We start from the raw sequence: 24,124 nt of genomic DNA, 5'->3' as shown, positions 1-24,124 counted from the left end.
TACCCAGGGCACGTTGCCGCTTCCCGGACAGTCCCCGCATGGAACCGTTGCCCGGCTACCCCCAACGCATTACGACAAACAACCACACCAGCGATAACAGCGAGGCGACCCAGATACTCCAGTCCGTCACGCCGATGACCAGCAAATGCAGGTAGGCACTTGCCAGCAGTCCGATAAACAAACGATCCCCACGACTGGTCTCGATCGGCAGAAAACCGCGCCGCTCGACACAGGGCGAACTCAGCTCCCACACCGTCATGCCGACCAGCATTACCGCGATGACGCCGAAAAAACCCGCCGTCAGTGAAGTCCAGGCCATCCACTCCATATCTCGACTCCTCAGACCCGGCCCAGGGCAAAGCCCTTGACCACGTGATTGCGAACGAACCAGATCACCAGCATGCCCGGCAGAATAGTCAGTACCCCTGCCGCCGCCAGCACACCCCAATCGATACCCGAAGCCGATACGGTTCGCGTCATGACGGCCGCGATGGGCTTGGCGTTGACCGACGTCAGGGTGCGCGCCAGCAGCAGCTCCACCCAGGAAAACATGAAGCAGAAGAACGCCGTCACGCCGATGCCCGAGCCAATCAGCGGCACGAAGATCTTCACGAAGAAGCGAGGAAAACTATAGCCGTCGATATAAGCCGTCTCGTCGATTTCCTTGGGGACACCCGACATGAAGCCTTCGAGGATCCACACCGCCAGCGGCACGTTGAACAGGCAGTGCGCCAGCGCCACGGCAATGTGGGTGTCGAACAGGCCAATCGAGGAATAGAGCTGGAAGAACGGCAGCAAGAACACCGCCGGTGGCGCCATGCGATTGGTCAGCAGCCAGAAGAACAGATGCTTGTCGCCCAGGAACCGGTAGCGCGAGAACGCATAAGCCGCCGGCAGCGCCACCGCCAGGGAAATGACTGTGTTCAGGCACACGTAATACAGCGAGTTGATATAACCGCTGTACCAACTGGGATCGGTGAAGATCACCCGGTAATTGGCCAGGGTGAAATCCTGCGGCCAGAGCGTCAGGCCACCGAGAATCTCGGTGTTGCTCTTGAACGACATGTTCAGCAGCCAGTAGATCGGCACCAGCAGGAATAGGATGTAGATCAATAACGGCACAGCCTTGCGTACATTCATGGCCGATCCTCAGTTCTTGTCGCTATGGGTCATGGCGGTATAGAACAGCCACGAAACCAGCAGGATGATCAGGAAGTACACCAGCGAAAACGCTGCAGCCGGGCCAAGGTCGAACTGGCCGATAGCCATTTGCGTCAGGGTCTGGCTCAGGAAGGTCGTGGCATTGCCCGGCCCGCCGCCGGTGAGGACAAACGGCTCGGTATAGATCATGAAGCTGTCCATGAAGCGCAGCATCACCGCGATCAGCAGCACACTCTTCATTTTCGGCAGCTGGATATGCCGGAACACGGCCCAGCTCGATGCCCGATCGATTCGCGCCGCCTGGTAGTACACGTCCGGAATCGCTCGCAGCCCCGAGTAACACAGCAGCGCGACCAGTGACGTCCAGTGCCAGACGTCCATGACCAGCACCGTCACCCAGGCATCCATGGTGTTGGCGGCATAGTTGTAGCTGATGCCCAGTTGATTGAGGCTCCAGCCCAGCAGACCGATATCGGCACGGCCGAAGATCTGCCAGATGGTGCCCACCACGTTCCAGGGAATCAGCAGCGGTATGGTCATCACGATCAGGCACAGCGTCGACCAGCGCCCCTTGGTGGGCATGGTCAGGGCGATGGCGATGCCCAGGGGGATTTCGATCAGCAGCACACAGCCCGAATAAATGAACTGACGCAGCAGCGAGTCATGCAGGCGCGGGTCCTGCAGCACCTGGCGATACCAGTCAGCCCCCACGAAATAGCGATTGGTCTGATCGAAGATATCCTGCACCGAGTAATTGACCACGGTCATCATCGGCACGATGGCACTGAAGGCCACCAGCAGGAAAACCGGCAACACCAGCCACCAGGCCTTGTTGTTATGGACCTTGTTCATGGCGCACCCCGCTCAGGACCGGACTCAAGCAAGAAATCATCGGCATACAGCATCAGCCATTGGGCCGGGAAACTGATCCAGGCCTGGCCTTGGGGCACCGGCTTGTCTTCAGGCAGGCGCACTTTCAGGGTTTGCCCGGCCAGGGACAGGGTCACGATCTTGTAGGTGCCAAGGTCCGCCACATGTACCACGTCGGCACACATCGCTTCTTCGTAAGGGCCATCCCAGACGTGAATGAACTCCGGGCGGATGCCGATCTTCAGGCTGGTAAAAGGCGTATGGGCAATCAACTGCTGCAAGGGGCCGGAGAGCGGCACATGCACATCGCCAAACACCACACCGTCGCCCTGCGGCCGGACCTCGATCAGATTCATGCCCGGACTGCCGATGAAGTACCCGACAAAGGTGTGTCGTGGTTTCTCGAACAGTTCACGCGGCGTACCGAACTGCACAATCTGCCCGCCGTACATCACCGCGATCTTGTCGGCGAAGGTCGAGGCCTCCAGTTGATCGTGGGTGACGTAGACCATGGTGATGTTGAACTGCTCGTGGATCTGCTTGAGCTTGCGGCGCAGCTTCCACTTCAGGTGCGGGTCGATCACCGTCAGCGGCTCATCGAACAGGATGGCCGAGACATCATCGCGAACCAGCCCGCGGCCCATGGAAACCTTCTGCTTTTCGTCAGCCGTCAGATTGCGCGCCTTCTTTTTCAGCAAGAGCTGCAAATCCAGGACTTCGGCGATTTCCTGCACCTTGGCCTGCACCCGCTTCTCGTCCAGCCCCTGATTACGCAGCGGAAAGGCCAGGTTATCGAACACGGTCATGGTGTCGTAGACCACGGGAAACTGGAAAACCTGAGCGATGTTGCGATGCTCGGGGCTGAGATCATTGACCTCTTTGGAGTCGAACAGCACCTGCCCCTGGGACGGGCTCAGCAGACCGGAAATGATATTGAGCAAGGTCGACTTGCCGCACCCGGAAGGCCCGAGCAGCGCATAAGCGCCACCCTGCTCCCAGATATGGGTCATTTCCCGAATGGCGTAATCATCCGGCCCCGGATTGGCGCTGTAGCTGTGGGCCAGGTTCTGCAAACGGATCTCGGCCATCAGGCAACCCTCGCCATGCGCAGACCGGGCGCCTGAATCAGGCGCCCCTGCTGATCGAATACAAAGAGCTTATGGGTCGGGATGTAAACCCGGATCGCGGCATCCACGTCATAGCCATGCACGCCCGGCAAATGCAGCACCAGGGCAAACAGCTCGTTGCGCACATGCAGAAAGGTTTCGGAACCGCTGATTTCCGCCAGCTCGACAGTCACCGCCAGCTCCAGGTCGTCATCATTGGACGGCACCAGGCTCAAGTGGCTGGGCCGAACCCCGAAACGGTATTCACCGTCACCGATCTTGCGCAGGTCGGCATTGAGGGGGAAATGCACGAAATTGGCGAAACTGACTTCATTACCCTCGATGCGACCGGGCATCAGGTTGATGGGCGGCTCGGAAAACAGCTCTGCGGCAAGCACGGTGGCCGGTCGTTGATAGACCTCAGCCGCCTTGCCGGTCTGCACCACACGCCCTTCGTGAAGAATGGTGGTCGTGCCACCCAGGGCCAGCGCTTCGTTGGGCTCGGTGGTGGCATAAATGGCGATGGTATGGCGGGCCGCGAACAGCTCGCGCATTTCCTGACGCAGCTCTTCGCGCAGTTTGTAGTCGAGGTTGACCAGCGGCTCATCGAACAGAATCAGCTCCGCATCCTTGACCAGCGCCCTGGCCATGGCCGTACGCTGCTGCTGCCCGCCGGACAGCTCCAGAGGATGGCGCTGGAGGAATTTTTCGATGCGCAGCATCTTCGCGGTTTCCAGCACGCGCTCCTGGATGACCTCCCTGGACATACCGGCCTGCCGCAGTGGCGAAGCGATATTCTCGAAGACGGTCATGCTGGGGTAATTGATGAACTGCTGATAGACCATCGACACATTGCGCTGGCGTACCGGCCGCCGGGTGACATCGACCCCGTTCATCAGCACCCGCCCCGTGTCGGGCTTGTCCAGGCCAGCCATCAGACGCATCAGGCTGGTCTTGCCGGACAGCGTGCGACCCAGCAACACATTGAAGGACCCGGGCTCAAAACTCAGGGATGCGTCGTCGATCCATATCTGGCCATCGACTGCGCGACTGACGTGTTCCAACGTAAGTGACATGGCGTGCCCTTTGTTATTTTTTCTTGTCGGGGGTGCAGCTCAATACAGGTTACATAGAGCGACATTCGTGCCAGATCGCTGCATTTTCCTCAAAGGCCCGAGCTAGAGCGTCCGGCATTCCCCGCGCTGACAGCGCACCTTCAGAGCTGAACAAAAGTGAACAAAAAAAGCTGAACACCTGAACAAATTGAACATTGACTTTGAACAGCAGTGAACGAAACTGGGTGAACGCTTCGGGCACGGACGCTCCATGCAAGACCTAAAACAAAAACAACAAGGCACTCGCAGGATCCATGCTCATGGCCAATTCCAGTGCGTCACTTGCTCACGACATCATCATTCAGGATTCATGGACGCGCTGTCGGGACTTCGGTCTCAGCCATCAGTCGCGCCCCTCGTTCGGCGGACTGCCGGGCGCGCAGGTTTCACAACTGCTGGAACGCCATAACGCTCTGGTGCAGACCACCCATCAGGAAGTGCTGCCGGTCTATGAAAACATCCTCAGCAACTCCAACTGCCTGATCCTGCTGGCCGACAATCACGGCCAGTTGCTCAAGTCATGGGGAACCCAGCGTTTCATCGATGCTTCGCAGACTCAGGGTTTCGTGGCCGGGGCAAGCTGGAGCGAACGCGGCGCGGGGACCAACGCCATTGGGACGGCGCTGGCCTGTGAACAGGCGGTGCATATCGAGCCCGACGAGCACTTTCTCAAGGCCAATCGTTTCATGACGGGCTCCGCCTCGCCGATCTTCGATGCCGACCGGCGCATGATTGCGATACTCGACGTTTCCAGCGACAGCTTCCTGCCGCCCTCCCACACACTAGGGATGGTCAAGATGATGAGTCAGTCGGTGGAAAACCGGCTGATTCTCGACCAGTTTCGCGACACTCATTTCCAGCTGATCTTCAATACCGGCCTGAACAATCTGGACAGCCAGTGGGCGGGCCTGCTGATTTTCGACGAAAGCGGCAGAATCCTCTGCGCCAATCGGCGGGCCGACAACCTGCTGGGCGTGCGGCTGACCGGCGTCAGTATCGAAGACCTGTTCAAATGCCCGATCCTGCAACTGCTCAGCGAAACCGAAGCACGCCCTTTCGCGCTGTATGCCTTTGGCAATAACCGCTTCCAGTGCCTGCTCAAGCGCCCACGGCGCAAACCGATCCAGCTATTGCAGCCGGTGCGGCCTGAGCAACCGGTCGCCCCACAACCGACACTCGACCTGAACGCCATCGATCTGGGCGATGCAAAAGTCGAAAAAGCGGTAAGCCAGGCCCGACGGCTGCTGGAAAAAGACATCCCGCTGTTGATCCACGGCGAAACCGGGGTCGGCAAGGAAGTGTTCGTCAAAGCCCTGCATCTGGGCAGTTCTCGCGCCAGCCAGCCCATGATTGCCGTCAACTGCGCGGCGATTCCGGCCGAACTGGTGGAATCGGAACTGTTTGGCTACACCAGAGGCGCGTTTACCGGCGCCCATCAGAAAGGCAGCATCGGCCTGATTCGCAAGGCCGATAAAGGCACCCTGTTTCTTGATGAAATCGGCGACATGCCGATGCCGGTGCAAGCGCGTCTGTTGCGAGTGTTGCAGGAGCGCTGTGTCCAGCCACTGGGCAGCAGCGAGCTGTATCCGGTGGATATCCGCCTGATCTCGGCCACCAACCACAGCCTGCGCGAACGTGTGCAGACGGGGCATTTCCGTCAGGACCTTTACTACCGGATCAGCGGACTGAACATCGAACTGCCGCCTCTGCGCGAACGCACCGACAAACAGGCGCTGATCCAGCGCATCTGGGAGCGGCATCGCGAGCCTCAGCAGCGGGCAGGCTTCTCCAGTGAAGTCCTGGAGCTGTTCGAGCACCATCCGTGGCCGGGCAATCTTCGTCAGCTCAACAGCGTGATTCAGGTGGCCCTGGCGCTGGCAGACGAACAAAGGATCACCATCGAGCACTTGCCGGAAGATTTCTTTCTGGATGCGCAGATGGATGAAGAAAGAGACGAGCCGGTGTCGACTTTGCGACTCAGGGGAAGCTTCCCCTGTAACGAAGACCTGAACCACCTGTTGCAGGCGGCCGGAGGCAACATTTCACAGTTGGCCAAACGATTGGGAGTCAGCCGCAATACGCTTTACAAGCGGTTGCGGGAGATTCGTGAATGAATTTGCATGGCAGGTCATCATGTGGGAGGCAGCTTGCTGGCGACTGGGCCAGTGAAATCAATAAATATTCATTGACTTCACTGGTGCCGTCGCCAGCAAGCTGCCTCCCACAGACACCGAACTAACAGACAGATCAGTCAGCCAGACGCCAGGTCGTCCCGCCCTTGCCGTCTTCCAGCACCACACCCATGGCGGTGATCTGGTCGCGGATCCGGTCGGACTCGGCCCAGTTCTTGGCGCTACGGGCATCCAGGCGGGCCTGGATCAGCGCTTCGACTTCCGCCGCATCGACACGCCCTTCGGCGCCGGCACGCAGGAAATCCTCGGCTTCGAGCTGCAATACACCCAGCACACTGGCCAGTTGCTTCAGACGTGCGGCCAGACCGGCAGCCGCCACCTGATCGCTGTCACGCAGACGGTTGATCTCGCGCACCATCTCGAACAGCACGGCGCAGGCTTCAGGCGTCCCGAAGTCGTCGTTCATGGCTGCCGTGAAACGCTCGACGAACGCCTCGCCACCCGCAGGCTCGGCCACCGGCAAGCCCTTGAGCGCGTGATAGAAACGCTCCAGCGCACTCTTGGACTCTTTCAGGCTGTCTTCGGAGTAGTTGATAGCGCTGCGGTAGTGGCTGGAAACCAGCAGGTAACGCACCACTTCCGGATGGTATTTATCCAGCACGTCGCGAATGGTGAAGAAGTTGTTCAAGGACTTGGACATCTTCTCGCCATTGATGCGGATCATGCCGCAGTGCATCCAGGCATTGGCGTAGGTCTTGCCGGTCGCCGCCTCGCTCTGGGCGATTTCGTTTTCATGGTGCGGAAACTCGAGGTCGCTGCCGCCGCCATGAATATCGAACGTCTCACCCAGGCAGCAGGTGGACATCACCGAGCATTCGATGTGCCAGCCAGGACGCCCCGGCCCCCAGGGCGACTCCCAGCTCGGCTCGCCAGGCTTGACGCCTTTCCAGAGCACGAAGTCCAGCGGGTCGTCCTTGGACTCGTCCACTTCGATACGCGCACCGATGCGCAGGTCTTCGATCTTCTTGCGCGACAGCTTGCCGTAGCCCAGGAACTTGCCGACGCGGTAGTACACGTCGCCATTACCCGGCGCGTAGGCATAGCCCTTGTCGATCAGGGTCTGGATCATGGCGTGCATGCCGTCGATATGATCGGTGGCACGCGGCTCCATGTCCGGCTTGAGGATGTTCAGACGAGCTTCGTCCTCGTGCATCGCGTCGATCATGCGCGCCGTCAGCGCGTCGAACGATTCGCCGTTGTCACGGGCACGATTGATGATCTTGTCATCGATATCGGTGATGTTGCGCACATAGGTCAGGTCGTAACCGCTGAATCGCAACCAGCGGGTGACCAGATCGAAGGCCACCATGCTGCGCCCGTGGCCCAGGTGGCAGAAGTCGTACACGGTCATCCCGCAGACGTACATCCGCACCTTGTTGCCATCCAGCGGCTTGAAGACTTCTTTGCTCTTGGTGAGCGTGTTGTAGATCGAAAGCACTGTCCTAACCTCAGCTCCAGGAATCCCGCAATGTCACTGTGCGGTTGAATACCGGACGACCTGGTTTCGAGTCCTTGATGTCCGCGCAGAAATAACCTTCGCGTTCGAACTGGAAACGGTCTTCCGGTTGCGCTTGCCCCAATGATGGTTCAGCACGACAACCGGTCAGCACTTGCAGGGAGTCTGGATTGATGTTTTCCAGGAAAGTGGCGCCATCTTCGGCCTTGTCTGGCGTCGGGGAGCGGAACAGACGGTCGTACAGACGCACTTCGCACTCGACGCTCGCCTCAGCCGGAACCCAGTGAATCACGCCCTTGACCTTGCGACCTTCTGGGTTCTTGCCCAGGGTGTCGGGGTCGTAGGAGCAACGCAGCTCGACGATATTGCCGTCGGCGTCCTTGATGGCCTCGTCGGCACGGATCACATAGCTGCCACGCAGGCGGACTTCGCCGTTAGGCTCCAGACGCTTGTAGCCTTTTGGCGGCTCTTCCATGTAGTCGTCGCGATCGATGTAGATCTCGCGAGCGAACGGCAGCTCGCGTACGCCCAGGTCTTCCTTGGGGTGACGTGGCAGTTCAAGCTTCTCGACCTGACCTTCCGGGTAGTTGGTGATCACGACTTTCAACGGACGCAGTACGCACATGGCACGCGGCGCGTTGCGGTCCAGGTCGTCACGGATGCTGAATTCGAGCATCGCGAAATCCACGACGCCGTCGGAACGGTTGGTGCCGACCATTTCGCAGAAGTTGCGGATCGAAGCCGGGGTGTAGCCACGACGGCGGAAACCCGACAGGGTCGACATGCGCGGGTCGTCCCAGCCACTGACGTGCTTTTCGTCGACCAGTTGCTTGAGCTTGCGCTTGCTGGTGACGGTGTAGCTCAGGTTCAGACGCGAGAATTCGTACTGACGCGGCTTGCACGGGACCGGCAGGTTGTCCAGGAACCAGTCATACAACGGACGATGGCCCTCGAACTCCAGGGTGCAGATCGAATGCGTGATGCCTTCGATGGCATCGGACTGGCCATGGGTGAAGTCATAGTTGGGGTAAATGCACCACTTGTCGCCGGTCTGGTGGTGATGGGCATGACGAATGCGGTACAGGATCGGGTCGCGCATGTTCATGTTCGGCGAAGCCATGTCGATCTTCGCGCGCAATACACGGGCACCGTCTTCGAACTCACCGGCCTTCATGCGGGCGAACAGGTCCAGGTTTTCCTCGACGCTGCGCTCACGGAACGGGCTGTTCTTGCCCGGCTCGGTCAGGCTGCCACGGTATTTGCGGGCCTGCTCGGGGGTCAGGTCATCGACATAAGCCTTGCCCGACTTGATCAGCTCCACAGCCCAGTCGTGCAACTGGTCGAAATACTGCGAGGCATAGCGCACTTCGCCCGCCCACTCGAAACCCAGCCACTTGACGTCACTCATGATGGCGTCGATGTATTCCTGGTCTTCCTTGGCCGGGTTGGTGTCGTCGAAACGCAGGTGCGTCGCGCCACCGAACTCGTTGGCCAGACCGAAGTTCACACAGATCGACTTGGCATGACCGATGTGCAGATAGCCGTTAGGCTCCGGCGGAAAGCGGGTCACGATTTGGGTGTGCTTGCCTGAATCCAGGTCTGCCTGCACGATCGGACGCAGGAAATTGGTAGGGACGACAGGGCCTGCCTTTGAATTCGCAGCGGGTTCTGGAGTGGGCTTGCTCATAGGATCCTTGGACATACAGGTGCGCGGCCAGGGTAGGCCGACTAAATCAAAGCGCTTATCATAGCCGAAGCTGTCAAGCCCCTGACAACAGAGTGCGCATTTGAGGTCGATAAAAGCAGCAAAATACCTGAAATATGTAACCTCCCCTGTAAACTGCGCGTCAGGGTGATACTGCGCCCCTTCATGAATGCCAAAAGAGCGAATGAGAATGTCCAAAGTAAAATTGACAACCAACCACGGTGACATCGTTCTGCAACTGAATGCAGAGAAGGCCCCGATCACCGTTGCCAACTTCATCGAATACGTGAACGCTGGCCACTACAGCAACACTATATTCCACCGCGTCATCAGCAACTTCATGATCCAGGGCGGCGGTTTCGAGCCGGGCATGAAAGAAAAGAAAGACAAGCGCCCAAGCATCCAGAACGAAGCCAACAACGGCCTGCCGAACAAGAAGTACAGCGTTGCCATGGCCCGTACCATGGAGCCGCATTCGGCATCCGCCCAGTTCTTCATCAACGTGGCTGACAACAGCTTCCTGAACCACAGCGCACCGACCGTTCAAGGCTGGGGCTATGCCGTGTTCGGCGAAGTGATCGAAGGCACCGAAGTGGTCGACAAGATCAAAGGCGTTGCAACCACCGGTAAAGCTGGCCACCAGGACGTGCCGTCCGAAGACGTGATCATCGAGAAAGCAGAGATCGTTGAGTGATACTGCTGATCTCCGACCTGCATCTTGAGGAAAAGCGCCCGGATATTACCCGGGCGTTTCTGGATCTACTCTCTGGCCGGGCCCGCCAGGCCAAGGCGTTGTATATCCTCGGGGACTTCTTCGAGGTCTGGATCGGCGACGACGCCATGTCGCCGTTCCAGAGTTCGATCTGCCAGGCCCTGCGCGAACTGAGCGACAGCGGCACTCAGGTATTCCTGATGCACGGCAACCGGGATTTCATGATCGGCAAGGCGTTCTGCAAGGCCGCGGGTTGTACCCTGCTGAACGATCCGAGCGTGGTTCCGCTCAACGGTGAGCCGGTGCTGTTGATGCACGGCGACAGCCTGTGTACCCGGGACGAAGGTTATATAAAGATGCGCCGCTACCTGCGCAATCCGCTGACCTTGTGGATATTGCGGCATCTGCCGTTGAAGACCCGCCACAAGCTGGCGCGCAAGCTGCGCAATGAAAGCCGCGCCCAGACCCGCATGAAAGCCAATGACATTGTCGATGTCACCCCTGAATTCATTCCTCAGGTGATGGCGCAATATGGCGTCCATACCCTGATTCACGGGCACACCCACCGCCCGGCCATTCACAAGCTACAGATTGGCGAACAGACCGCGCAGCGCATCGTGCTGGGTGACTGGGACCGTCAAGGCTGGGCCTTGCAAGTGGACGAACAGGGCTTTTCGCTCGGCGCGTTCGACTTTCCGCCAGAGCAGATGGCCCTGCTGAACTGATAAGCGAATCTGCTCACAATATTCGCGAATGAATTCGCTCCTACCTGGGGCTCTGTAGGAGCGAATTTATTCGCGATGGCTTGTGGGCTATTTAATGCCCACCCGGCCCCGCCTTGGCGGCAAACGGTGGCTTGGCCAGCCATACCAGCAGAATCAACCCCGCAAACACCCAGCCCAGCATGTAGAAGTAATCCACCGTGGACATCATGTAGGCCTGGCTGTTGAGGGTCTGCTCCAGTTGCGCATAAGCCTGCGGGCTCGCGCCGCCCAGGCTGTTGAGTGCATCGCGGGTCGCCGGGTCGAAAGTGCTGATGTTTTCGCTCAGGTAAGCGTGATGCTGCTCGGCACGACGAATCCATATCCAGGTCGTGAGAGACGCCGCAAAGCTGCCGCCCAGGGTTCTCAGGAAAGTCGCAAGCCCCGAGCCGTCGGCAATCTGCTGGGGCGGCAAGTCCGAGAGCAGGATACTCAGGGTCGGCATGAAGAACAGCGCCACACCGATCCCCATGAACAACTGCACCAGCGCCACATGCTCGAAGTCCACCTCGTTGGTGAACCCCGCCCGCATGAAACAACTCAGGCCCATGGCCAGGAATGCCAGACCAGCCAGCAAGCGCAGGTCGAACTTGTGGGCATATTTGCCGACGAAGGGCGACATCAGCACCGGCAGGATACCGATAGGCGCCACCGCCAGCCCGGCCCAGGTGGCGGTGTAGCCCATCTGGGTCTGCAACCACTGAGGCAGCAGCAGGTTGATGCCGAAGAAACCGGAATAGCCGCCGATCAGCACCAGAGTGCCGATCCGGAAGTTGCGGTAAGCAAACAGCCGCAAGTTGACGATGGGATGCTTGTCGGTCATTTCCCAGATCACGAACACCGACAAGGCCACAATGGAAATCACCGAGCCGATAACAATGAAGTTCGACTCGAACCAGTCCATGTCATTGCCCTTGTCCAGAACGATCTGCAATGCCCCGACACCGATGATCAGGGTCAGCAGCCCGACGTAATCCATGGGCTGACGACTGGTGCTTACCGGGCGTTTGGCCATTTGCGTACGTACCACCCACACCGCAAACAGACCGATGGGCACGTTGATGAAGAAAATCCACGGCCAGCTGTAACTGTCGGTGATCCAGCCACCCAGAATCGGCCCGGCAATAGGCGCGACCACCGTGACCATGGCCAGCAGTGCCAATGCCATCCCCCTTTTGGCGGGCGGATAAACAGCGATCAACAGGGTCTGGGTCATCGGATAAAGCGGCCCGGCGACTACGCCCTGCAGCACCCGGAAGCCCACCAGTTCCGGCATCGACTGGGAAATCCCGCAGAGGAACGAAGCCAGCACGAACAGCATGGTCGCCCACAGGAACAGCTTGACCTCACCGAAGCGGCGGCTGAGCCAGCCGGTCAGTGGCAGGGCAATGGCGTTGCTCACCGCAAACGAGGTGATAACCCACGTGCCCTGCTCCGAACTCACCCCCAGATTCCCGGAAATGGTCGGCAAGGCAACGTTGGCAATCGTGGTATCGAGCACTTGCATGAAGGTCGCCAGCGACAGGCCGATGGTGCACATCAGCAGGCTGGGCGGCGTAAATGAGGCCGGGGCATTGTTGCTCATCGCAAATCCCTTGAAACGGAGACGTTGCCCCGGCCTGAAGGTCGGGGCGTGCGGATTGGCGGATCAGCGCTGCGCAGTGGCTTTATTGCCGGCAGCACTGTTGTCATGGATCAGACGCGCGATCATGGCGTCGGCATCGGCCAGTTGTTCGGCATAGATGTTGGTGCTGAAGCTCGCTTTCTTCGGCGGCTGCTGAGCCAGTACCGGACCACTCTGGTCATGCAGATTGACATCGACCGTGGTGGACAGACCGATGCGCAGCGGGTTGTTGGCCAGCTCATCGGGGTTGATGTGAATTCGCACCGGCACGCGCTGGACGATCTTGATCCAGTTGCCGGTAGCGTTCTGGGCTGGCAGCAGAGCGAAAGCGCTACCGGTCCCGGCCCCCAGACTGTCGATGGTGCCGCTGTATTTCACATGGCTGCCGTACAGGTCCGAGGTGATCTCGACCGGCTGGCCAATGCGCATATTGCCCAGTTGGGTTTCCTTGAAGTTGGCATCGATCCACAACTGGTCAAGGGGAATAACAGCCATGGTTGCGGTGCCCGGCTGAATCCGTTGCCCCAGTTGCACGGTGCGCTTGGCCACATAGCCGGTGACCGGCGACACCACAGTGGTGCGGGCATCAGCGAGATACGCCTGACGCAACTGCGCAGCGGCAGCTTTCACGTCGGGGTGAGAAGAAACGACAGTGTCATCCACCAGCGCAACGCTGCTGGCCAGTTGCTGCTGAACATTGCTCAACGAACTTTGCGCGCTGGTCAGGTCATCCTTGGCGTGGGACAGCTCTTCCTGGGAAATCGCCCCGCTCGCAGCCAGGCTGCGACGACGGTTGTAGTTGTCCTGGGCCTTCTGTACTTCGGCACGCTGCGCAGCCAGTTGTGCCTTCATGCCATCGACGTTGCTATAGAGCCCACGCACCTGGCGCACGACCTTGGCCAGATTGGCCTCGGCGCTTTGCAGGCTGACTTCGGCATCGCTGGGATCGAACTTGATCAGGACCTGGCCTTCACGCACCAGATCACCGTCATCGGCACCGATGCTGATCACCGTACCGGTGGTCAGCGGCGTGATTTCGACGACGTTGCCATTCACATAGGCATCATCGGTACTTTCGCTCCAACGCCCATAAAACTCATGCCAGGCCCAGACAGCCGCACCGCCAAGGATGACGATAAGCGCGAGCACCAGCAGCATGAATTTACGCTTGCCCGGCTTTGTCTCTTCGGGCGAGCTGGCAGATGGTTTTTCAGTAGCGGCAGTAGCCATGACGAGTACCTGTAGTCGGTGAAGCAGTAATTGCGGGATATCGAGGTTTACCGGGGATGACGGCGGTGGCCGTTCACTTCGACCCGGTGGACTTGAAGCTCAGCCGCGTAAGGGTGATGTGGTCGTCGGCGGCCACCAGCACCTTGGTCAGGATTCGCTCAAGGGTCGCGACTTCTTCCTTGTCCAGAACGGCAAAGGTGTCGTTCATCGCATCGGCGCCGATCTGCGGCAGCAAGTCCGAAAGTTTCTGCCCCTGCGCGGTCAAGGCCACATGCACCTGACGCCTGTCGGAGGCGGAACGGGTGCGCACGATCAGCCCCTTTTGCTCCAGACGATCGAGCATTCGCGTCATGGAACCGCTGTCCAGAGACAGGTGCCGACACAATTCGACGGGGGTATCGAGGGCGAACTGGGAAATGATGATCAGCACCTTGAACTGCGAGAAGGTGACGTCATAGGGCAGCAAATACTTGTCCAGCATGCGGTCCTTGAGCGCGTTGGTGCGACCGACCAACAACCCCATGAGGCTGGAATCAAAATTCTCGGACGTAAAATGTTTCAAGAGATCACCATAAAAGCTGCTTAGGCAGTGATGTGGCGATATTACTGCTCAGGCAGCTAATGTCAAAACATTTGTTAGCTGGCTAACAATATCCTCATAAAAAAACGACCGCTGGCAAGGTCGTTTTTTGGGGGAGCCAGGGAAACTCAGGCTGCGACAGGCACACCGCTATGGAAGCGGAACTCCTCGTCCGGGCTTTCGATCAACTCACGTTCGGCGTGGCGAATTTCTTCGATCTTGGCGTCAACATCGGCTTTATCGCCATAGGTATAGGCCAGCTTCAGGTAATCCTGAAAATGCCGGGCTTCGGACTTCAGCAGCCCTCCGTAGAATTTGGCGAGTTCTTCATCCAGATGCGGCACCAACGCGGCGAAGCGCTCGCAGGAACGGGCTTCGACGATGGCGCCCACGATCAGGGCGTCGGTCAGGCGATAGGGATTATGGTTGCGCACCAGCTTGCGCAATGCCCCCGCATAACGCGCCGAACTGACGTTGGCCATGGGGATTTCGCGCTTGCGGATAATGCTCAGCACCTGCTCGAAGTGCCGCAGCTCTTCACGGGCCAGACGCGACATCTTGCTCAGCAGGTCGAACTTGTCGTTGTACTGGAACATGAACTGGAACGCCGCCCCGGCCGCCTTTTTCTCGTTGTTCGCATGGTCGATCAACAGAATGTCCAGATTGCGCAAAGCAGCCTGAACCCAACTGTCGGGCGTGCGGCACAGCAGAAAGGCTTCGATTTCGGGGATCGGGTACATAAGCTCACAGATAGCAGGTTTGCAAGGTCGCGCATTATACGAGGCGCGCGCCCCCGGGGCGACAGAAATGCTGTGATCCAGATCAAGCGACGCCCCCATGCACTGCAACTATAGTTGTGGAACACAGCTCGCCTTGTGGAGGTTAGCCCCATGCAGTCTGTTCGCAGCATCCTGGTGGTCATCGATCCCGCCCACGCCGATAGCCTGGCCCTCAACCGCGCAAAACTGATTGCAGGGGTCACTCAGGCACATCTGCACCTGTTGATCTGTGACAAGGATCATGCTCATACGCAACAGCTTCACGAACTGAAACTAAGCCTTCTGCAAGAGGGTTTCACTGCGACCGCCGAACAGCACTGGGAAGAGTCCACCCACAAGACCATCTGCAAGGTGCAACAGGCCGAGGGCTGCGGGCTGGTCATCAAGCAGCATCTGCCAGACAACCCGCTGAAAAAGGCCCTGCTCACGCCGGACGACTGGAAACTGCTGCGTTACTGCCCGAGCCCCGTGCTGATGGTCAAGACCTCACGCCCCTGGACCGGCGGCGTGATACTCGCAGCCGTGGATGTCGGCAATGCGGACGGCGAACACAAGGCACTGCATTTCAGCATCGTCGATCACGGCTATGACATTGCGGCGCTGGCCAAAGGGCAGTTGCACGTCATAACCGCTCATCCTTCTCCCATGCTGTCGGCTGCCGATCCGGTCTATCAGCTCAAGGAAAGCATCGAAGCCCGCTACCGGGAACAATGCCAGGCGTTCCAGTCCGAATTCGATATCGATGACAGCCATCTGCATATCGCCGAAGGCCCGGCGGATGTACTGATTCCCTTTACCGCTCACAAGCTCCACGCAGCCGTCACCATTATCGGCACCGTGGCGCGCACAGGTCTTTCAGGGGCTTTGATCGGCAATACCGCCGAAGTGGTGCTCGATTCACTGGAAAGCGATGTGCTGGTTCTCAAGACCGAGGAGATCATCCGGCATCTGGAGGAGATGTTTGATGGTTGAGCATTTTCAATTCAGGCAGGAGTGGGAGCGAATTTATTCGCGAAAGGCCTGTACATCCAATACATATGTATCGTCTGGAAGGTTTCGCGGATGAATCCGCTCCCACACTCAGCACTCAGCGCTCACCACCCTCAAACCCCGAACGCATCCTTCAGAAACCCAGGCGCGATATATCGCTGGTAATGGGCTTCCGACAGCAGGAAAAACTCACGGTCGATGGCATCGCGCAATTCAGGCAGCCCCCAGTCGCGAAACTCCGGCAGCAATACGAAGCCGTAGGCCTCCACCTGATTGATGACCCGCGCTCCGCGAGCGATCAACTGGTAGGCCCAGCAATATTCGGACTGATGGGCCACAAAGCGGATCTTGCGCTGGACGAGCTGCATGCGCAGCTTCTCGACATCGAAGATTTCGAGCTTGGCCGCCATCACCTGGACCAGCAGTTGCTCCAGGCGCAGCCAGACCGCTCTTTTCTCGTCTTCGTTGTAGCCATTCCAGTTGACCACTTCATGATGGAAACGCTTGCAGCCACGGCAAACCAGATCCCCGTAAACAGTAGAGCAAAGGCCGACGCAAGGCGTTTTGATGATTTGATCAGGCATGGCTGGCAGGACAAGGGCAGGCGAAACAGGCAGGCATGTTAGCCCTTTGTCTAACAAGGGTCACCCCCGAAGATGTAGGGTCTAACTTACCTTTAGCGAAGATTTGCCGTAGAATCATCGTGCCTTAGAAGGCGCCAATGTCCGTTAGAAGCTGTTTTCAAAGCGTCACGAGCACAGTCAAGTTAATCCCGCAGTCCGGTGTCGACAGGCCGTTCCCTCATCACGAATGGCCGTGTCGACCTACCATCCCCCCGTCCTGCAGGCGTAAAACTTTGAAAACAGCTTCGTTAGGAATTGCCGATACCCTGCCAACAAGGCTCGAAAGCCTTGCGTGGGTACAGACAATTTCTGGATGAGCGTCCCGGACACCCATTTGGGACCACTGATGAGGGTAATACTGTGCTTGAAGCCTACCGCAAACACATCGAAGAGCGTGCCGCCCAGGGTATCGTGCCCCAGCCGCTTAACGCCGAACAAACTGCAGACCTTATTGAGCTGCTGAAGAATCCTCCCGCTGGCGAAGAAGATTTCCTTGTCGACCTGATCACCAACCGCATTCCACCAGGCGTGGACGAAGCGGCGTACGTCAAGGCCGGTTTCCTGTCTGCTCTGGCAAAGGGCGAAGCCACTTCCCCGCTGATCGACAAGAAACGCGCCACCGAACTGTTGGGCACCATGCAAGGTGGCTACAACATCGTGACTCTGGTTGCCTTGCTCGACGATGCCGAACTGGCACCGATCGCTGCCGAACAGCTCAAGCACACCCTGCTGATGTTCGATGCTTTCCACGACGTTGCTGAAAAAGCCAAGAGCGGCAACGCTCACGCTCAGGCAGTCCTGCAATCCTGGGCTGACGGCGAGTGGTTCAAGAAGCGCCCTGTACTGGCCGACAAGATCAGCCTGCGCGTCTTCAAGGTCACCGGCGAAACCAACACCGACGACCTGTCCCCGGCACCCGATGCCTGGTCCCGTCCGGATATCCCGCTGCACGCCCTGGCCATGCTGAAAATGGCTCGCGAAGGCATCGTGCCTGACGTGCAAGGCTCCATCGGCCCGATGAAGCAGATCGAAGAAATGCGCGGCCAGGGTTTCCCTATCGCCTACGTCGGTGACGTGGTCGGTACCGGTTCCTCGCGTAAATCGGCAACCAACTCGGTTCTGTGGTTCTTCGGCGACGACGTTCCTTATGTACCGAACAAGCGTGCCGGCGGTTTCTGCTTCGGCAGCAAGATCGCTCCGATCTTCTACAACACCATGGAAGATGCTGGCGCACTGCCAATCGAATTCGACGTTTCCAACATGCACATGGGCGACGTGATCGACCTGTACCCGCATGAAGGCAAAGTCACCAAGCACAACAGCGACGAAGTCCTGGCCACCTTCGAAATGAAGACCCCGGTCCTGCTCGACGAAGTACGTGCCGGTGGCCGTATCCCGTTGATCATCGGTCGCGGTCTGACCGGCAAGGCACGTGCCGAGCTGGGTCTGCCACCATCGGATCTGTTCAAGACTCCGGATCAGCCAGCTGCCAGCACCAAGGGTTTCACCCTGGCGCAGAAAATGGTCGGCAAGGCATGCGGCGTAGAAGGTATCCGTCCGGGCACCTACTGCGAACCGAAGATGACCACCGTCGGTTCCCAGGACACCACTGGCCCGATGACCCGCGACGAGCTGAAAGACCTGGCTTGCCTGGGCTTCTCCACCGATCTGGTCATGCAGTCCTTCTGCCACACCGCTGCTTATCCAAAGCCGATCGACGTCAAGACTCACCACACGCTGCCTGATTTCATCATGACCCGTGGCGGTGTTTCCCTGCGTCCAGGCGACGGCATCATCCACAGCTGGCTGAACCGCATGCTGCTGCCTGACACCGTCGGCACCGGTGGCGACTCCCACACCCGCTTCCCGATCGGTATCTCCTTCCCGGCCGGTTCCGGTCTGGTCGCGTTCGCGGCTGCTACCGGCGTCATGCCGCTGGACATGCCTGAGTCGATCCTGGTTCGCTTCAAGGGCAAGCTGCAACCTGGCATCACCCTGCGCGACCTGGTTCACGCCATTCCTTACTACGCGATCCAGGCTGGCCTGCTGACCGTAGAGAAGAAAGGCAAGAAGAACGCCTTCTCCGGCCGCATCCTGGAGATCGAAGGTCTGGAAAACCTCAGCATCGAACAGGCTTTCGAGCTGTCCGACGCCTCGGCCGAACGTTCGGCTGCCGGTTGCACCATCAAGCTGGCCAAAGAACCGATCATCGAGTACCTGAACTCCAACATCACCCTGCTGCGCTGGATGATCGAACAAGGCTACGGTGACCCACGTACCCTGGAGCGCCGCGCCAAGGCGATGGAAGCCTGGATTGCCAATCCAGAGCTGCTGGAAGCCGACAAGGACGCCGAGTACGCCGAAATCATCGAAATCGACCTGGCCGACGTCAAGGAGCCTGTGCTCTGCGCGCCGAACGACCCGGACGATGCCCGCCTGCTGTCTTCGGTACAGGGCGAGAAGATCGACGAAGTGTTCATCGGTTCCTGCATGACCAACATCGGCCACTTCCGCGCTGCGGGCAAGTTGCTGGATCAGGTCAAAGGCCAGCTGCCGACCCGTCTGTGGCTGTCGCCTCCGACCAAGATGGACGCTCACCAGTTGACCGAAGAAGGCTACTACGGCATCTACGGCAAGGCTGGCGCACGCATGGAAATGCCGGGCTGCTCGCTGTGCATGGGTAACCAGGCTCGCGTAGAACCGAACTCCACCGTGGTTTCGACTTCGACCCGTAACTTCCCGAACCGTCTGGGTGACGGCGCGAACGTCTACCTGGCCTCGGCCGAGCTGGCGTCCGTCGCTTCTATCCTGGGTCGCCTGCCGACCGTCGAGGAGTACATGAGCTACGCGAACCAGATCGACACCATGGCAGCGGACGTATACCGCTACCTGAGCTTCGATCAGATCGCCGAGTTCCGCGAAGCCGCTGCGAACGCCAATATCCCGGTCGTTCAAGCGTAATCACGAAACACCGCGTTAAAAGAACCCCATCCTTGTGATGGGGTTTTTTATTGCCTGCCCGTTTATCCAAACTCTCCCATCGTCGTGGAAAGTGCTTGCCGCTATTTATTTCGCATGTTAAATAATTTACTTCACATACGAAATAAATCCCATGAACACGACAACCCATTCAATCCCCTGCAGCAATGGCCACAGCGTCGAGGTCACGATCCATAGCGCTACAGGCCCGGCCAAAGCCGTGGTTCAAATCAACCCGGCGACGGGTGTCACCGAACGCATGTACTTTCCGTTCGCTCAGTATCTGGTCAGCAAAGGTTTCAGGGTCATCACCTACAACTATCGGGGTGTCGGCAGGAAAGGTCCTCATCCGAAAACCGTTCAGGCAGGTTTTATTTCGTGGGCTGATAACGATGTCGAAGCCGTCACCCACTGGATTTCGGAGCAGTACAGCGGGACTCCTCACCTCGCGGTGGGCCATAGCTTCGGCGGGCATGCCATCGGGTTGTGCGAGAGCAGCACCAGGCTCCACGCGGCTGTGACCCTATGCTCCCACGCGGGCTGCCTGCGATTCATCAGGCCTTGGCAGGAACGCTTGAAAGTGGCAATCCTGCTGAAATTCCTGGGGCCTGTCAGCGCGAAACTCCTGGGCTACTTTCCAGGACGCAGGCTGGGCGTTGGCGAAGACCTTCCAGCAGATGTCATGCGCGAATGGTCACGCTGGACCAGTCTTCGTCAGTACTTCTTTGATGATCCTTCAGTCAACGCCCCTGCCCGCTTCGCTCGCCCGAGGCTGCCGATTCTGGCCGTGGGTATCGATGATGATCCATGGGCACCCGCCGAAGCCATCGACCTCATGACGAAGCATTTGACGGGTTGTTCTGTAGAGCGACGCCAGCTTGGTCCTGCAGACAGTAACGGCTCATCCATCGGGCACCTGGGGTTTTTCCGTCAACAACATGCCGACACCTTATGGCCAGTAGTGGCAAGATGGCTGGAAACTCAGTTACCGGGTAATCCGAATGGCGCATGATCGTCGCTACGTCTACTTGCTGAATGCGGCTCAAAAAAGCCTGTCCAGACACATCGAACGGCATATCTCGAATCACGCCGGCATCAGCGCCACCCAGGCGGGCGCACTCTTTGTGCTCAATGGGCAGGACGGCGCGCTCAGTGGCGAGGTCGCACTGGCACTGGATATCGCGCCCTCAGCCATGACCGGCCTGGCCGACAGGATGGTCAAGTCGGGGCTGATCGAGCGTCGCGTCGATGAGCATGACAAACGCAGCTATCGCCTGTGGCTGACAGAGGCAGGCCGCACAGCCACTCTGCAGGCGACTCGCGAGCTGTCACCGTTGAATGAAAAGCTGACCCAAGCGTTCAGCGATGAGGAAATGGAGATTGTCTCCAGATGGCTCGCGGCGGTCAGGGATCGCAGCCAGTGACACCCCGGCTCAACCTTAACGCCTATCAATCACAGGCGCATGCTGCGTCATCAGTTCAGCGACCCAGTCGATGAAGACCCGCAGCTTGAGGCTGATATGCCGGTTCGGCGCAAAGGCCACGTACATCGGCATCGTGTCCATGCGCCAATCCCTGAACAGCGGCACCAGATCACCACGCTCAAGATGGGGTTTGGCCATATAGTCCGGCACCCACAAGACGCCCATGCCAGCCAGACCTGCAGCCAGGTAGGCATTGCCATCGTCCACCGCCAGCACGTAACGCCCGTGTACCTGAAGACTCTCTCCATCGCGCTGCATGGCATAAGGCAAGGCCTTGCCGGTACGCGCCCACAGGAAACCGACGATGCGGTGATGGGAATCTTCCAGCTCTCGCGGATGCGAAGGTGTGCCGATCCGTTCCAGATAACTTGGTGCCGCATACACGCCAAGCCTGAGATCACCCACACGCCGGGCCATCAGCGACTGGTCGGTCAACTCGCCGCCGCGAACCACGCAATCCACATTCTCACCGATCACATCCACGATACGATCGCTGACGCCCATGTCGATCTGGATATCCGGGTATCGGGCATGAAAATCCGGCAGGGCCGGCATCAGAATCGTACTGGCAAACGGGCTGGGCACATCCACTCGCAGCCGTCCTCTGGGCAATGCCGAGGCGCTGGAAAGGCTGGTCTCGGCATCGTCCAGATCCGCCAGCAGCCTGACCACCCGCTCGTAATAAGCCGCGCCATCGGCCGTGACATTGACCTTGCGCGTCGTCCGGTTGAGCAACTTGACCCGCAAGCGGGCCTCCAGTTGCTGGACCAGTTGCGTCACCGTGGTCTTGCTCATGTGCAGGGTTTCGGCCGCCCTGGTGAAGCTGCCCGCCTCTACCACTCGTGCAAATGCCTGCATCGCATCGAAACGGTCCATTTCCACCCCGGATAGCTGCTGGATTGTTTGGTTTTTACAAACAGTGATAGCTACAGTTGCTCGTTTATCGGCCGGATACAAGCCCTTAGAGTTCTTCCATCGTTAATGACCGGTCGCCCCGACCTGTCGATGGAGATCAACCATGACAAAGCGTGATGTAGTTTTCCCCGCCGGACGCCTCGAACTTTACGAGCGCAATCGCTATTCACCTGCGATTCGCTCCAATGGCTTCCTGTTCGTTTCCGGCCAGGTAGGCAGCAAGGAAGACGGCTCGCCCGAGCAGGATCTGGAGGTACAGGTCAGGACAGCCTTCAACAACCTCAACGCCATCCTCAAGGGAGCAGGCTGCACCTTCGATGACGTGGTCGATGTCACCATTTTCATCGTCGACCCCGAATCAAAGTTTGAAAGGATCTGGAAAGTCCTGCCGGAGTTCTGGGGGCAGGCACCCTATCCGACACTGACCGGAGTGGGCGTCACCTGGCTGTATGGATTTGAATTCGAGATCAAGGTAATTGCCAGGGTTCCGGAAGCGGTCGAGGGCTGAGAGGTTTCAGACGCTCTGATGATCTGGCTCGCCATGCAGATCATCCGTTCTGGGCATCTATGCCATCCACCCCAGCGTCATCGCGGTCAGCACAAGGTAGCGCAGCCCTTTCGCAAGTGTGACGATCAGCAGAAAACTCCAGAACGGTTCGCGCATGACGCCTGCGATCATGGTGATGGGGTCGCCGATGATCGGCACCCAACTGAACAGCAGTGCCCAGCGTCCGTAACGTCTGTAAGTATGCTGGGCCTTGTCCAGATGGCGCTCACTGACCGGAAACCAGCGACGGTGCCGAAAGTGCTCGATGGAACGACCCAGATACCAGTTCACGGCCGATCCCAGGACATTTCCCGAGGTGGCAACCAGCAGGAGCAGAACCGTCGCATAGCGCTCCGAAAGCAGCATGCCGACCAGCACGGCTTCCGATTGCAGCGGCAACAGCGTGGCAGCTCCGAACGCCACCGCAAATAAGCCCAGATAGCTTGTCAGCTCGAACATCGAGTCATACCTTCAGAATTGCAGGTGCTGCTGTAGGAGCGAATTTATTCGCGAATGAATTCGCTCCTACACAGAAACCAGCCGGGCCCGACGACGTTCGAAGTCGTTGATCTGCTGCTTCACAAACACTCCTTCGCCGCCCGTTCGAATCTGGAGGTAATGAGCGACGATGCCGATAACTGGCGCTCATACAAAAACACTTTTCCACCTGCCGGAGCCTTGTAGACCTCAAGGATATTGTCGGACGCCACCGGGCTGGAGACGATGATCTTGTAGTGTCGCTGGGATTGGGACAGCACCGGGTTCAGTGAGTGCTCCTGCAGTTTGGGCATTGCGCACTGCACGTATTCATCGGGGTTCTTGCTGGTCTGCAAGATACGTGTCGGTTGATTCGGTGCAGAAACGCAGCCACTCAACAACGCAAAAACAACGGTCATGGCCGGAAAAAGTGAAAGACGCATCGGTGGGAGTCCTGAAATAAGAAAACAGCTCATCGAGCCGTAGGTCCAATACGCGCCATTTTCCATATTTATTACAGGGAATAGAATCCCCGGTTTGTGATAGTCACTATCAGTTCAACCGATTAAACCCGCCTCCGCCCGTCATTCCCACTGAACATTCCCCCGGCAGCACCCTCAACTCAGGTAAACCCCAACCCGAGGTAAACCTATGAAAACGTCCCTGCACAATACCCCAAGCGCACCCGATCAATCCGAAACCGAAGGCGATCTGGACAACGAGCCCACTCAGAACGAGCCTGAACAACCGGACGAGGAGAAGATCGATCACGCCCTCGAGGAGACATTCCCCGCCAGCGATCCGATTTCGCCTTGATC

At 58.6% G+C, this 24,124-nt stretch carries 24 protein-coding genes and 1 pseudogene; 9 read left to right on the top strand and 16 right to left on the bottom strand.

The genetic code is table 11. The annotated features are described in order from the left end of the window. Positions 1 to 55: 55 nt before the first annotated feature. The 6 genes from KQP88_RS07425 to KQP88_RS07400 are packed head-to-tail and all read right to left on the bottom strand — an operon-like array spanning position 56 to position 4,454. Positions 56 to 328: a DUF2160 domain-containing protein gene (locus KQP88_RS07425; protein WP_198728391.1), complete on the bottom strand. Its 273-nt coding sequence runs from the start codon at positions 326 to 328 to the stop codon at positions 56 to 58. Between the two features lie 11 nt (positions 329 to 339). Beyond that, a complete protein-coding gene (locus KQP88_RS07420) occupies positions 340 to 1,140 on the bottom strand; it encodes a carbohydrate ABC transporter permease (RefSeq protein WP_216705253.1) in 801 nt (266 codons plus the stop codon). 9 nt (positions 1,141 to 1,149) lie between these two features. After that, positions 1,150 to 2,013, bottom strand: a complete 864-nt coding sequence (locus KQP88_RS07415) for a carbohydrate ABC transporter permease (RefSeq protein WP_117165300.1) — start codon at positions 2,011 to 2,013, stop codon at positions 1,150 to 1,152. Continuing rightward, entirely contained in the window at positions 2,010 to 3,119 is a 1,110-nt protein-coding gene (locus KQP88_RS07410; protein WP_216705252.1) for an ABC transporter ATP-binding protein, read from the bottom strand. Before KQP88_RS07410 ends, KQP88_RS07415 begins: the two co-directional genes overlap by 4 nt. Further along, positions 3,119 to 4,213 (bottom strand): ABC transporter ATP-binding protein, encoded by a 1,095-nt coding sequence (locus KQP88_RS07405; protein WP_216705251.1) that lies wholly within the window; start codon positions 4,211 to 4,213, stop codon positions 3,119 to 3,121. The genes KQP88_RS07410 and KQP88_RS07405 overlap by 1 nt, the downstream gene beginning before the upstream one ends. Before the next feature lie 49 nt (positions 4,214 to 4,262). After that, positions 4,263 to 4,454 carry a hypothetical protein gene (locus tag KQP88_RS07400; RefSeq protein ID WP_216705250.1) on the bottom strand — a complete coding sequence of 64 codons (192 nt, stop codon included), beginning with the start codon at positions 4,452 to 4,454 and terminating at the stop codon, positions 4,263 to 4,265. A 58-nt stretch (positions 4,455 to 4,512) separates the two neighbouring features. Between KQP88_RS07400 and KQP88_RS07395 the strand changes: the two genes are divergently transcribed. Further along, complete coding sequence (locus KQP88_RS07395; RefSeq protein WP_216705249.1) at positions 4,513 to 6,366, top strand: sigma-54-dependent Fis family transcriptional regulator; 1,854 nt, start codon at positions 4,513 to 4,515, stop codon at positions 6,364 to 6,366. Positions 6,367 to 6,499: 133 nt separating this feature from the next. Here KQP88_RS07395 and cysS read toward each other — a convergent pair whose 3' ends face one another. Next, positions 6,500 to 7,882 (bottom strand): cysteine--tRNA ligase, encoded by a 1,383-nt coding sequence (gene cysS, locus KQP88_RS07390; protein WP_198728387.1) that lies wholly within the window; start codon positions 7,880 to 7,882, stop codon positions 6,500 to 6,502. A gap of 10 nt (positions 7,883 to 7,892) precedes the next feature. After that, positions 7,893 to 9,587, bottom strand: a complete 1,695-nt coding sequence (locus KQP88_RS07385; protein WP_216705248.1) for a glutamine--tRNA ligase/YqeY domain fusion protein — start codon at positions 9,585 to 9,587, stop codon at positions 7,893 to 7,895. 208 nt (positions 9,588 to 9,795) lie between these two features. Between KQP88_RS07385 and KQP88_RS07380 the strand changes: the two genes are divergently transcribed. Together KQP88_RS07380 and lpxH are read left to right on the top strand one after the other, a co-directional pair. Continuing rightward, complete coding sequence (locus tag KQP88_RS07380; RefSeq protein WP_216705247.1) at positions 9,796 to 10,299, top strand: peptidylprolyl isomerase; 504 nt, start codon at positions 9,796 to 9,798, stop codon at positions 10,297 to 10,299. Next, positions 10,296 to 11,042 (top strand): UDP-2,3-diacylglucosamine diphosphatase, encoded by a 747-nt coding sequence (gene lpxH / locus KQP88_RS07375; protein WP_200994214.1) that lies wholly within the window; start codon positions 10,296 to 10,298, stop codon positions 11,040 to 11,042. Before KQP88_RS07380 ends, lpxH begins: the two co-directional genes overlap by 4 nt. Positions 11,043 to 11,133: 91 nt before the next feature. Here lpxH and KQP88_RS07370 read toward each other — a convergent pair. The 4 genes and pseudogenes from KQP88_RS07370 to miaE all read right to left on the bottom strand — a co-directional run. Further along, a pseudogene (locus KQP88_RS07370) lies at positions 11,134 to 12,687 on the bottom strand (DHA2 family efflux MFS transporter permease subunit); the annotation flags it as partial. A gap of 39 nt (positions 12,688 to 12,726) precedes the next feature. Then, positions 12,727 to 13,932: an HlyD family secretion protein gene (locus tag KQP88_RS07365; RefSeq protein WP_216705245.1), complete on the bottom strand. Its 1,206-nt coding sequence runs from the start codon at positions 13,930 to 13,932 to the stop codon at positions 12,727 to 12,729. A gap of 73 nt (positions 13,933 to 14,005) precedes the next feature. Further along, positions 14,006 to 14,494 (bottom strand): MarR family winged helix-turn-helix transcriptional regulator, encoded by a 489-nt coding sequence (locus tag KQP88_RS07360; RefSeq protein WP_200994217.1) that lies wholly within the window; start codon positions 14,492 to 14,494, stop codon positions 14,006 to 14,008. Positions 14,495 to 14,640: 146 nt separating this feature from the next. Beyond that, a complete protein-coding gene (miaE, locus tag KQP88_RS07355) occupies positions 14,641 to 15,252 on the bottom strand; it encodes a tRNA-(ms[2]io[6]A)-hydroxylase (RefSeq protein ID WP_117165289.1) in 612 nt (203 codons plus the stop codon). 150 nt (positions 15,253 to 15,402) lie between these two features. Between miaE and KQP88_RS07350 the strand changes: the two genes are divergently transcribed. Next, positions 15,403 to 16,263 carry a universal stress protein gene (locus tag KQP88_RS07350; RefSeq protein ID WP_216705244.1) on the top strand — a complete coding sequence of 287 codons (861 nt, stop codon included), beginning with the start codon at positions 15,403 to 15,405 and terminating at the stop codon, positions 16,261 to 16,263. A 131-nt stretch (positions 16,264 to 16,394) separates the two neighbouring features. Here KQP88_RS07350 and KQP88_RS07345 read toward each other — a convergent pair whose 3' ends face one another. After that, the gene (locus tag KQP88_RS07345; RefSeq protein WP_200994220.1) at positions 16,395 to 16,865 is read right to left on the bottom strand and encodes a DUF1289 domain-containing protein; all 471 of its coding nucleotides are present in this window, start codon (positions 16,863 to 16,865) and stop codon (positions 16,395 to 16,397) included. A 399-nt stretch (positions 16,866 to 17,264) separates the two neighbouring features. Here KQP88_RS07345 and acnB point away from each other — a divergent pair, with 399 nt between their 5' ends. The 3 genes from acnB to KQP88_RS07330 all read left to right on the top strand — a co-directional run bounded on the left by acnB (position 17,265) and on the right by KQP88_RS07330 (position 21,307). Then, positions 17,265 to 19,865, top strand: a complete 2,601-nt coding sequence (gene acnB / locus KQP88_RS07340) for a bifunctional aconitate hydratase 2/2-methylisocitrate dehydratase (protein WP_200994221.1) — start codon at positions 17,265 to 17,267, stop codon at positions 19,863 to 19,865. A gap of 151 nt (positions 19,866 to 20,016) precedes the next feature. Continuing rightward, complete coding sequence (locus KQP88_RS07335; RefSeq protein WP_216705243.1) at positions 20,017 to 20,895, top strand: alpha/beta hydrolase family protein; 879 nt, start codon at positions 20,017 to 20,019, stop codon at positions 20,893 to 20,895. Then, on the top strand, positions 20,885 to 21,307 hold the full coding sequence (locus KQP88_RS07330) for a MarR family winged helix-turn-helix transcriptional regulator (protein WP_216705242.1): 423 nt from the start codon (positions 20,885 to 20,887) through the stop codon (positions 21,305 to 21,307). The genes KQP88_RS07335 and KQP88_RS07330 overlap by 11 nt, the downstream gene beginning before the upstream one ends. Positions 21,308 to 21,322: 15 nt before the next feature. Here KQP88_RS07330 and KQP88_RS07325 read toward each other — a convergent pair whose 3' ends face one another. Beyond that, the gene (locus KQP88_RS07325) at positions 21,323 to 22,243 is read right to left on the bottom strand and encodes a LysR family transcriptional regulator (protein WP_216705241.1); all 921 of its coding nucleotides are present in this window, start codon (positions 22,241 to 22,243) and stop codon (positions 21,323 to 21,325) included. A gap of 142 nt (positions 22,244 to 22,385) precedes the next feature. On the opposite strand from KQP88_RS07325, the gene KQP88_RS07320 reads away from it, so the two are divergent. Then, positions 22,386 to 22,790: a RidA family protein gene (locus KQP88_RS07320; RefSeq protein WP_216705240.1), complete on the top strand. Its 405-nt coding sequence runs from the start codon at positions 22,386 to 22,388 to the stop codon at positions 22,788 to 22,790. 57 nt (positions 22,791 to 22,847) lie between these two features. On the opposite strand, the gene KQP88_RS07315 is transcribed toward KQP88_RS07320, so the two are convergent. Beyond that, on the bottom strand, positions 22,848 to 23,288 hold the full coding sequence (locus KQP88_RS07315) for a YqaA family protein (protein WP_200999226.1): 441 nt from the start codon (positions 23,286 to 23,288) through the stop codon (positions 22,848 to 22,850). Positions 23,289 to 23,407: 119 nt separating this feature from the next. Then, the gene (locus tag KQP88_RS07310; protein WP_198728374.1) at positions 23,408 to 23,749 is read right to left on the bottom strand and encodes a hypothetical protein; all 342 of its coding nucleotides are present in this window, start codon (positions 23,747 to 23,749) and stop codon (positions 23,408 to 23,410) included. 208 nt (positions 23,750 to 23,957) lie between these two features. Here KQP88_RS07310 and KQP88_RS07305 point away from each other — a divergent pair, with 208 nt between their 5' ends. Then, positions 23,958 to 24,122: a hypothetical protein gene (locus tag KQP88_RS07305; protein WP_216706048.1), complete on the top strand. Its 165-nt coding sequence runs from the start codon at positions 23,958 to 23,960 to the stop codon at positions 24,120 to 24,122. The last annotated feature ends 2 nt before the right edge of the window (positions 24,123 to 24,124 follow it).

Origin of the sequence: Pseudomonas lijiangensis, assembly GCF_018968705.1 — a bacterium.
In the GTDB taxonomy this organism is placed as follows: Bacteria; Pseudomonadota; Gammaproteobacteria; order Pseudomonadales; family Pseudomonadaceae; genus Aquipseudomonas; species Aquipseudomonas lijiangensis.
Note: the sequence above shows the minus strand (reverse complement) of the source record. Positions and strands in the feature narration are given on the sequence as shown.

Bases quoted from the DNA above. Each gene is read 5' to 3' on its own strand.
- miaE (WP_117165289.1), bottom strand. From the start codon at position 15,252: ATGTACCCGATCCCCGAAATCGAAGCCTTTCTGCTGTGCCGCACGCCC.
- KQP88_RS07365 (WP_216705245.1), bottom strand. From the start codon at position 13,932: ATGGCTACTGCCGCTACTGAAAAACCATCTGCCAGCTCGCCCGAAGAG.
- KQP88_RS07405 (WP_216705251.1), bottom strand. From the start codon at position 4,213: ATGTCACTTACGTTGGAACACGTCAGTCGCGCAGTCGATGGCCAGATA.
- KQP88_RS07305 (WP_216706048.1), top strand. From the start codon at position 23,958: ATGAAAACGTCCCTGCACAATACCCCAAGCGCACCCGATCAATCCGAA.
- KQP88_RS07310 (WP_198728374.1), bottom strand. From the start codon at position 23,749: ATGCGTCTTTCACTTTTTCCGGCCATGACCGTTGTTTTTGCGTTGTTG.
- KQP88_RS07330 (WP_216705242.1), top strand. From the start codon at position 20,885: ATGGCGCATGATCGTCGCTACGTCTACTTGCTGAATGCGGCTCAAAAA.
- KQP88_RS07315 (WP_200999226.1), bottom strand. From the start codon at position 23,288: ATGTTCGAGCTGACAAGCTATCTGGGCTTATTTGCGGTGGCGTTCGGA.
- KQP88_RS07425 (WP_198728391.1), bottom strand. From the start codon at position 328: ATGGAGTGGATGGCCTGGACTTCACTGACGGCGGGTTTTTTCGGCGTC.
- KQP88_RS07335 (WP_216705243.1), top strand. From the start codon at position 20,017: ATGAACACGACAACCCATTCAATCCCCTGCAGCAATGGCCACAGCGTC.
- KQP88_RS07320 (WP_216705240.1), top strand. From the start codon at position 22,386: ATGACAAAGCGTGATGTAGTTTTCCCCGCCGGACGCCTCGAACTTTAC.
- KQP88_RS07345 (WP_200994220.1), bottom strand. From the start codon at position 16,865: ATGCCTGATCAAATCATCAAAACGCCTTGCGTCGGCCTTTGCTCTACT.
- KQP88_RS07420 (WP_216705253.1), bottom strand. From the start codon at position 1,140: ATGAATGTACGCAAGGCTGTGCCGTTATTGATCTACATCCTATTCCTG.
- KQP88_RS07415 (WP_117165300.1), bottom strand. From the start codon at position 2,013: ATGAACAAGGTCCATAACAACAAGGCCTGGTGGCTGGTGTTGCCGGTT.
- KQP88_RS07350 (WP_216705244.1), top strand. From the start codon at position 15,403: ATGCAGTCTGTTCGCAGCATCCTGGTGGTCATCGATCCCGCCCACGCC.
- KQP88_RS07385 (WP_216705248.1), bottom strand. From the start codon at position 9,587: ATGAGCAAGCCCACTCCAGAACCCGCTGCGAATTCAAAGGCAGGCCCT.
- KQP88_RS07395 (WP_216705249.1), top strand. From the start codon at position 4,513: ATGGCCAATTCCAGTGCGTCACTTGCTCACGACATCATCATTCAGGAT.
- KQP88_RS07410 (WP_216705252.1), bottom strand. From the start codon at position 3,119: ATGGCCGAGATCCGTTTGCAGAACCTGGCCCACAGCTACAGCGCCAAT.
- KQP88_RS07380 (WP_216705247.1), top strand. From the start codon at position 9,796: ATGTCCAAAGTAAAATTGACAACCAACCACGGTGACATCGTTCTGCAA.
- KQP88_RS07325 (WP_216705241.1), bottom strand. From the start codon at position 22,243: ATGGACCGTTTCGATGCGATGCAGGCATTTGCACGAGTGGTAGAGGCG.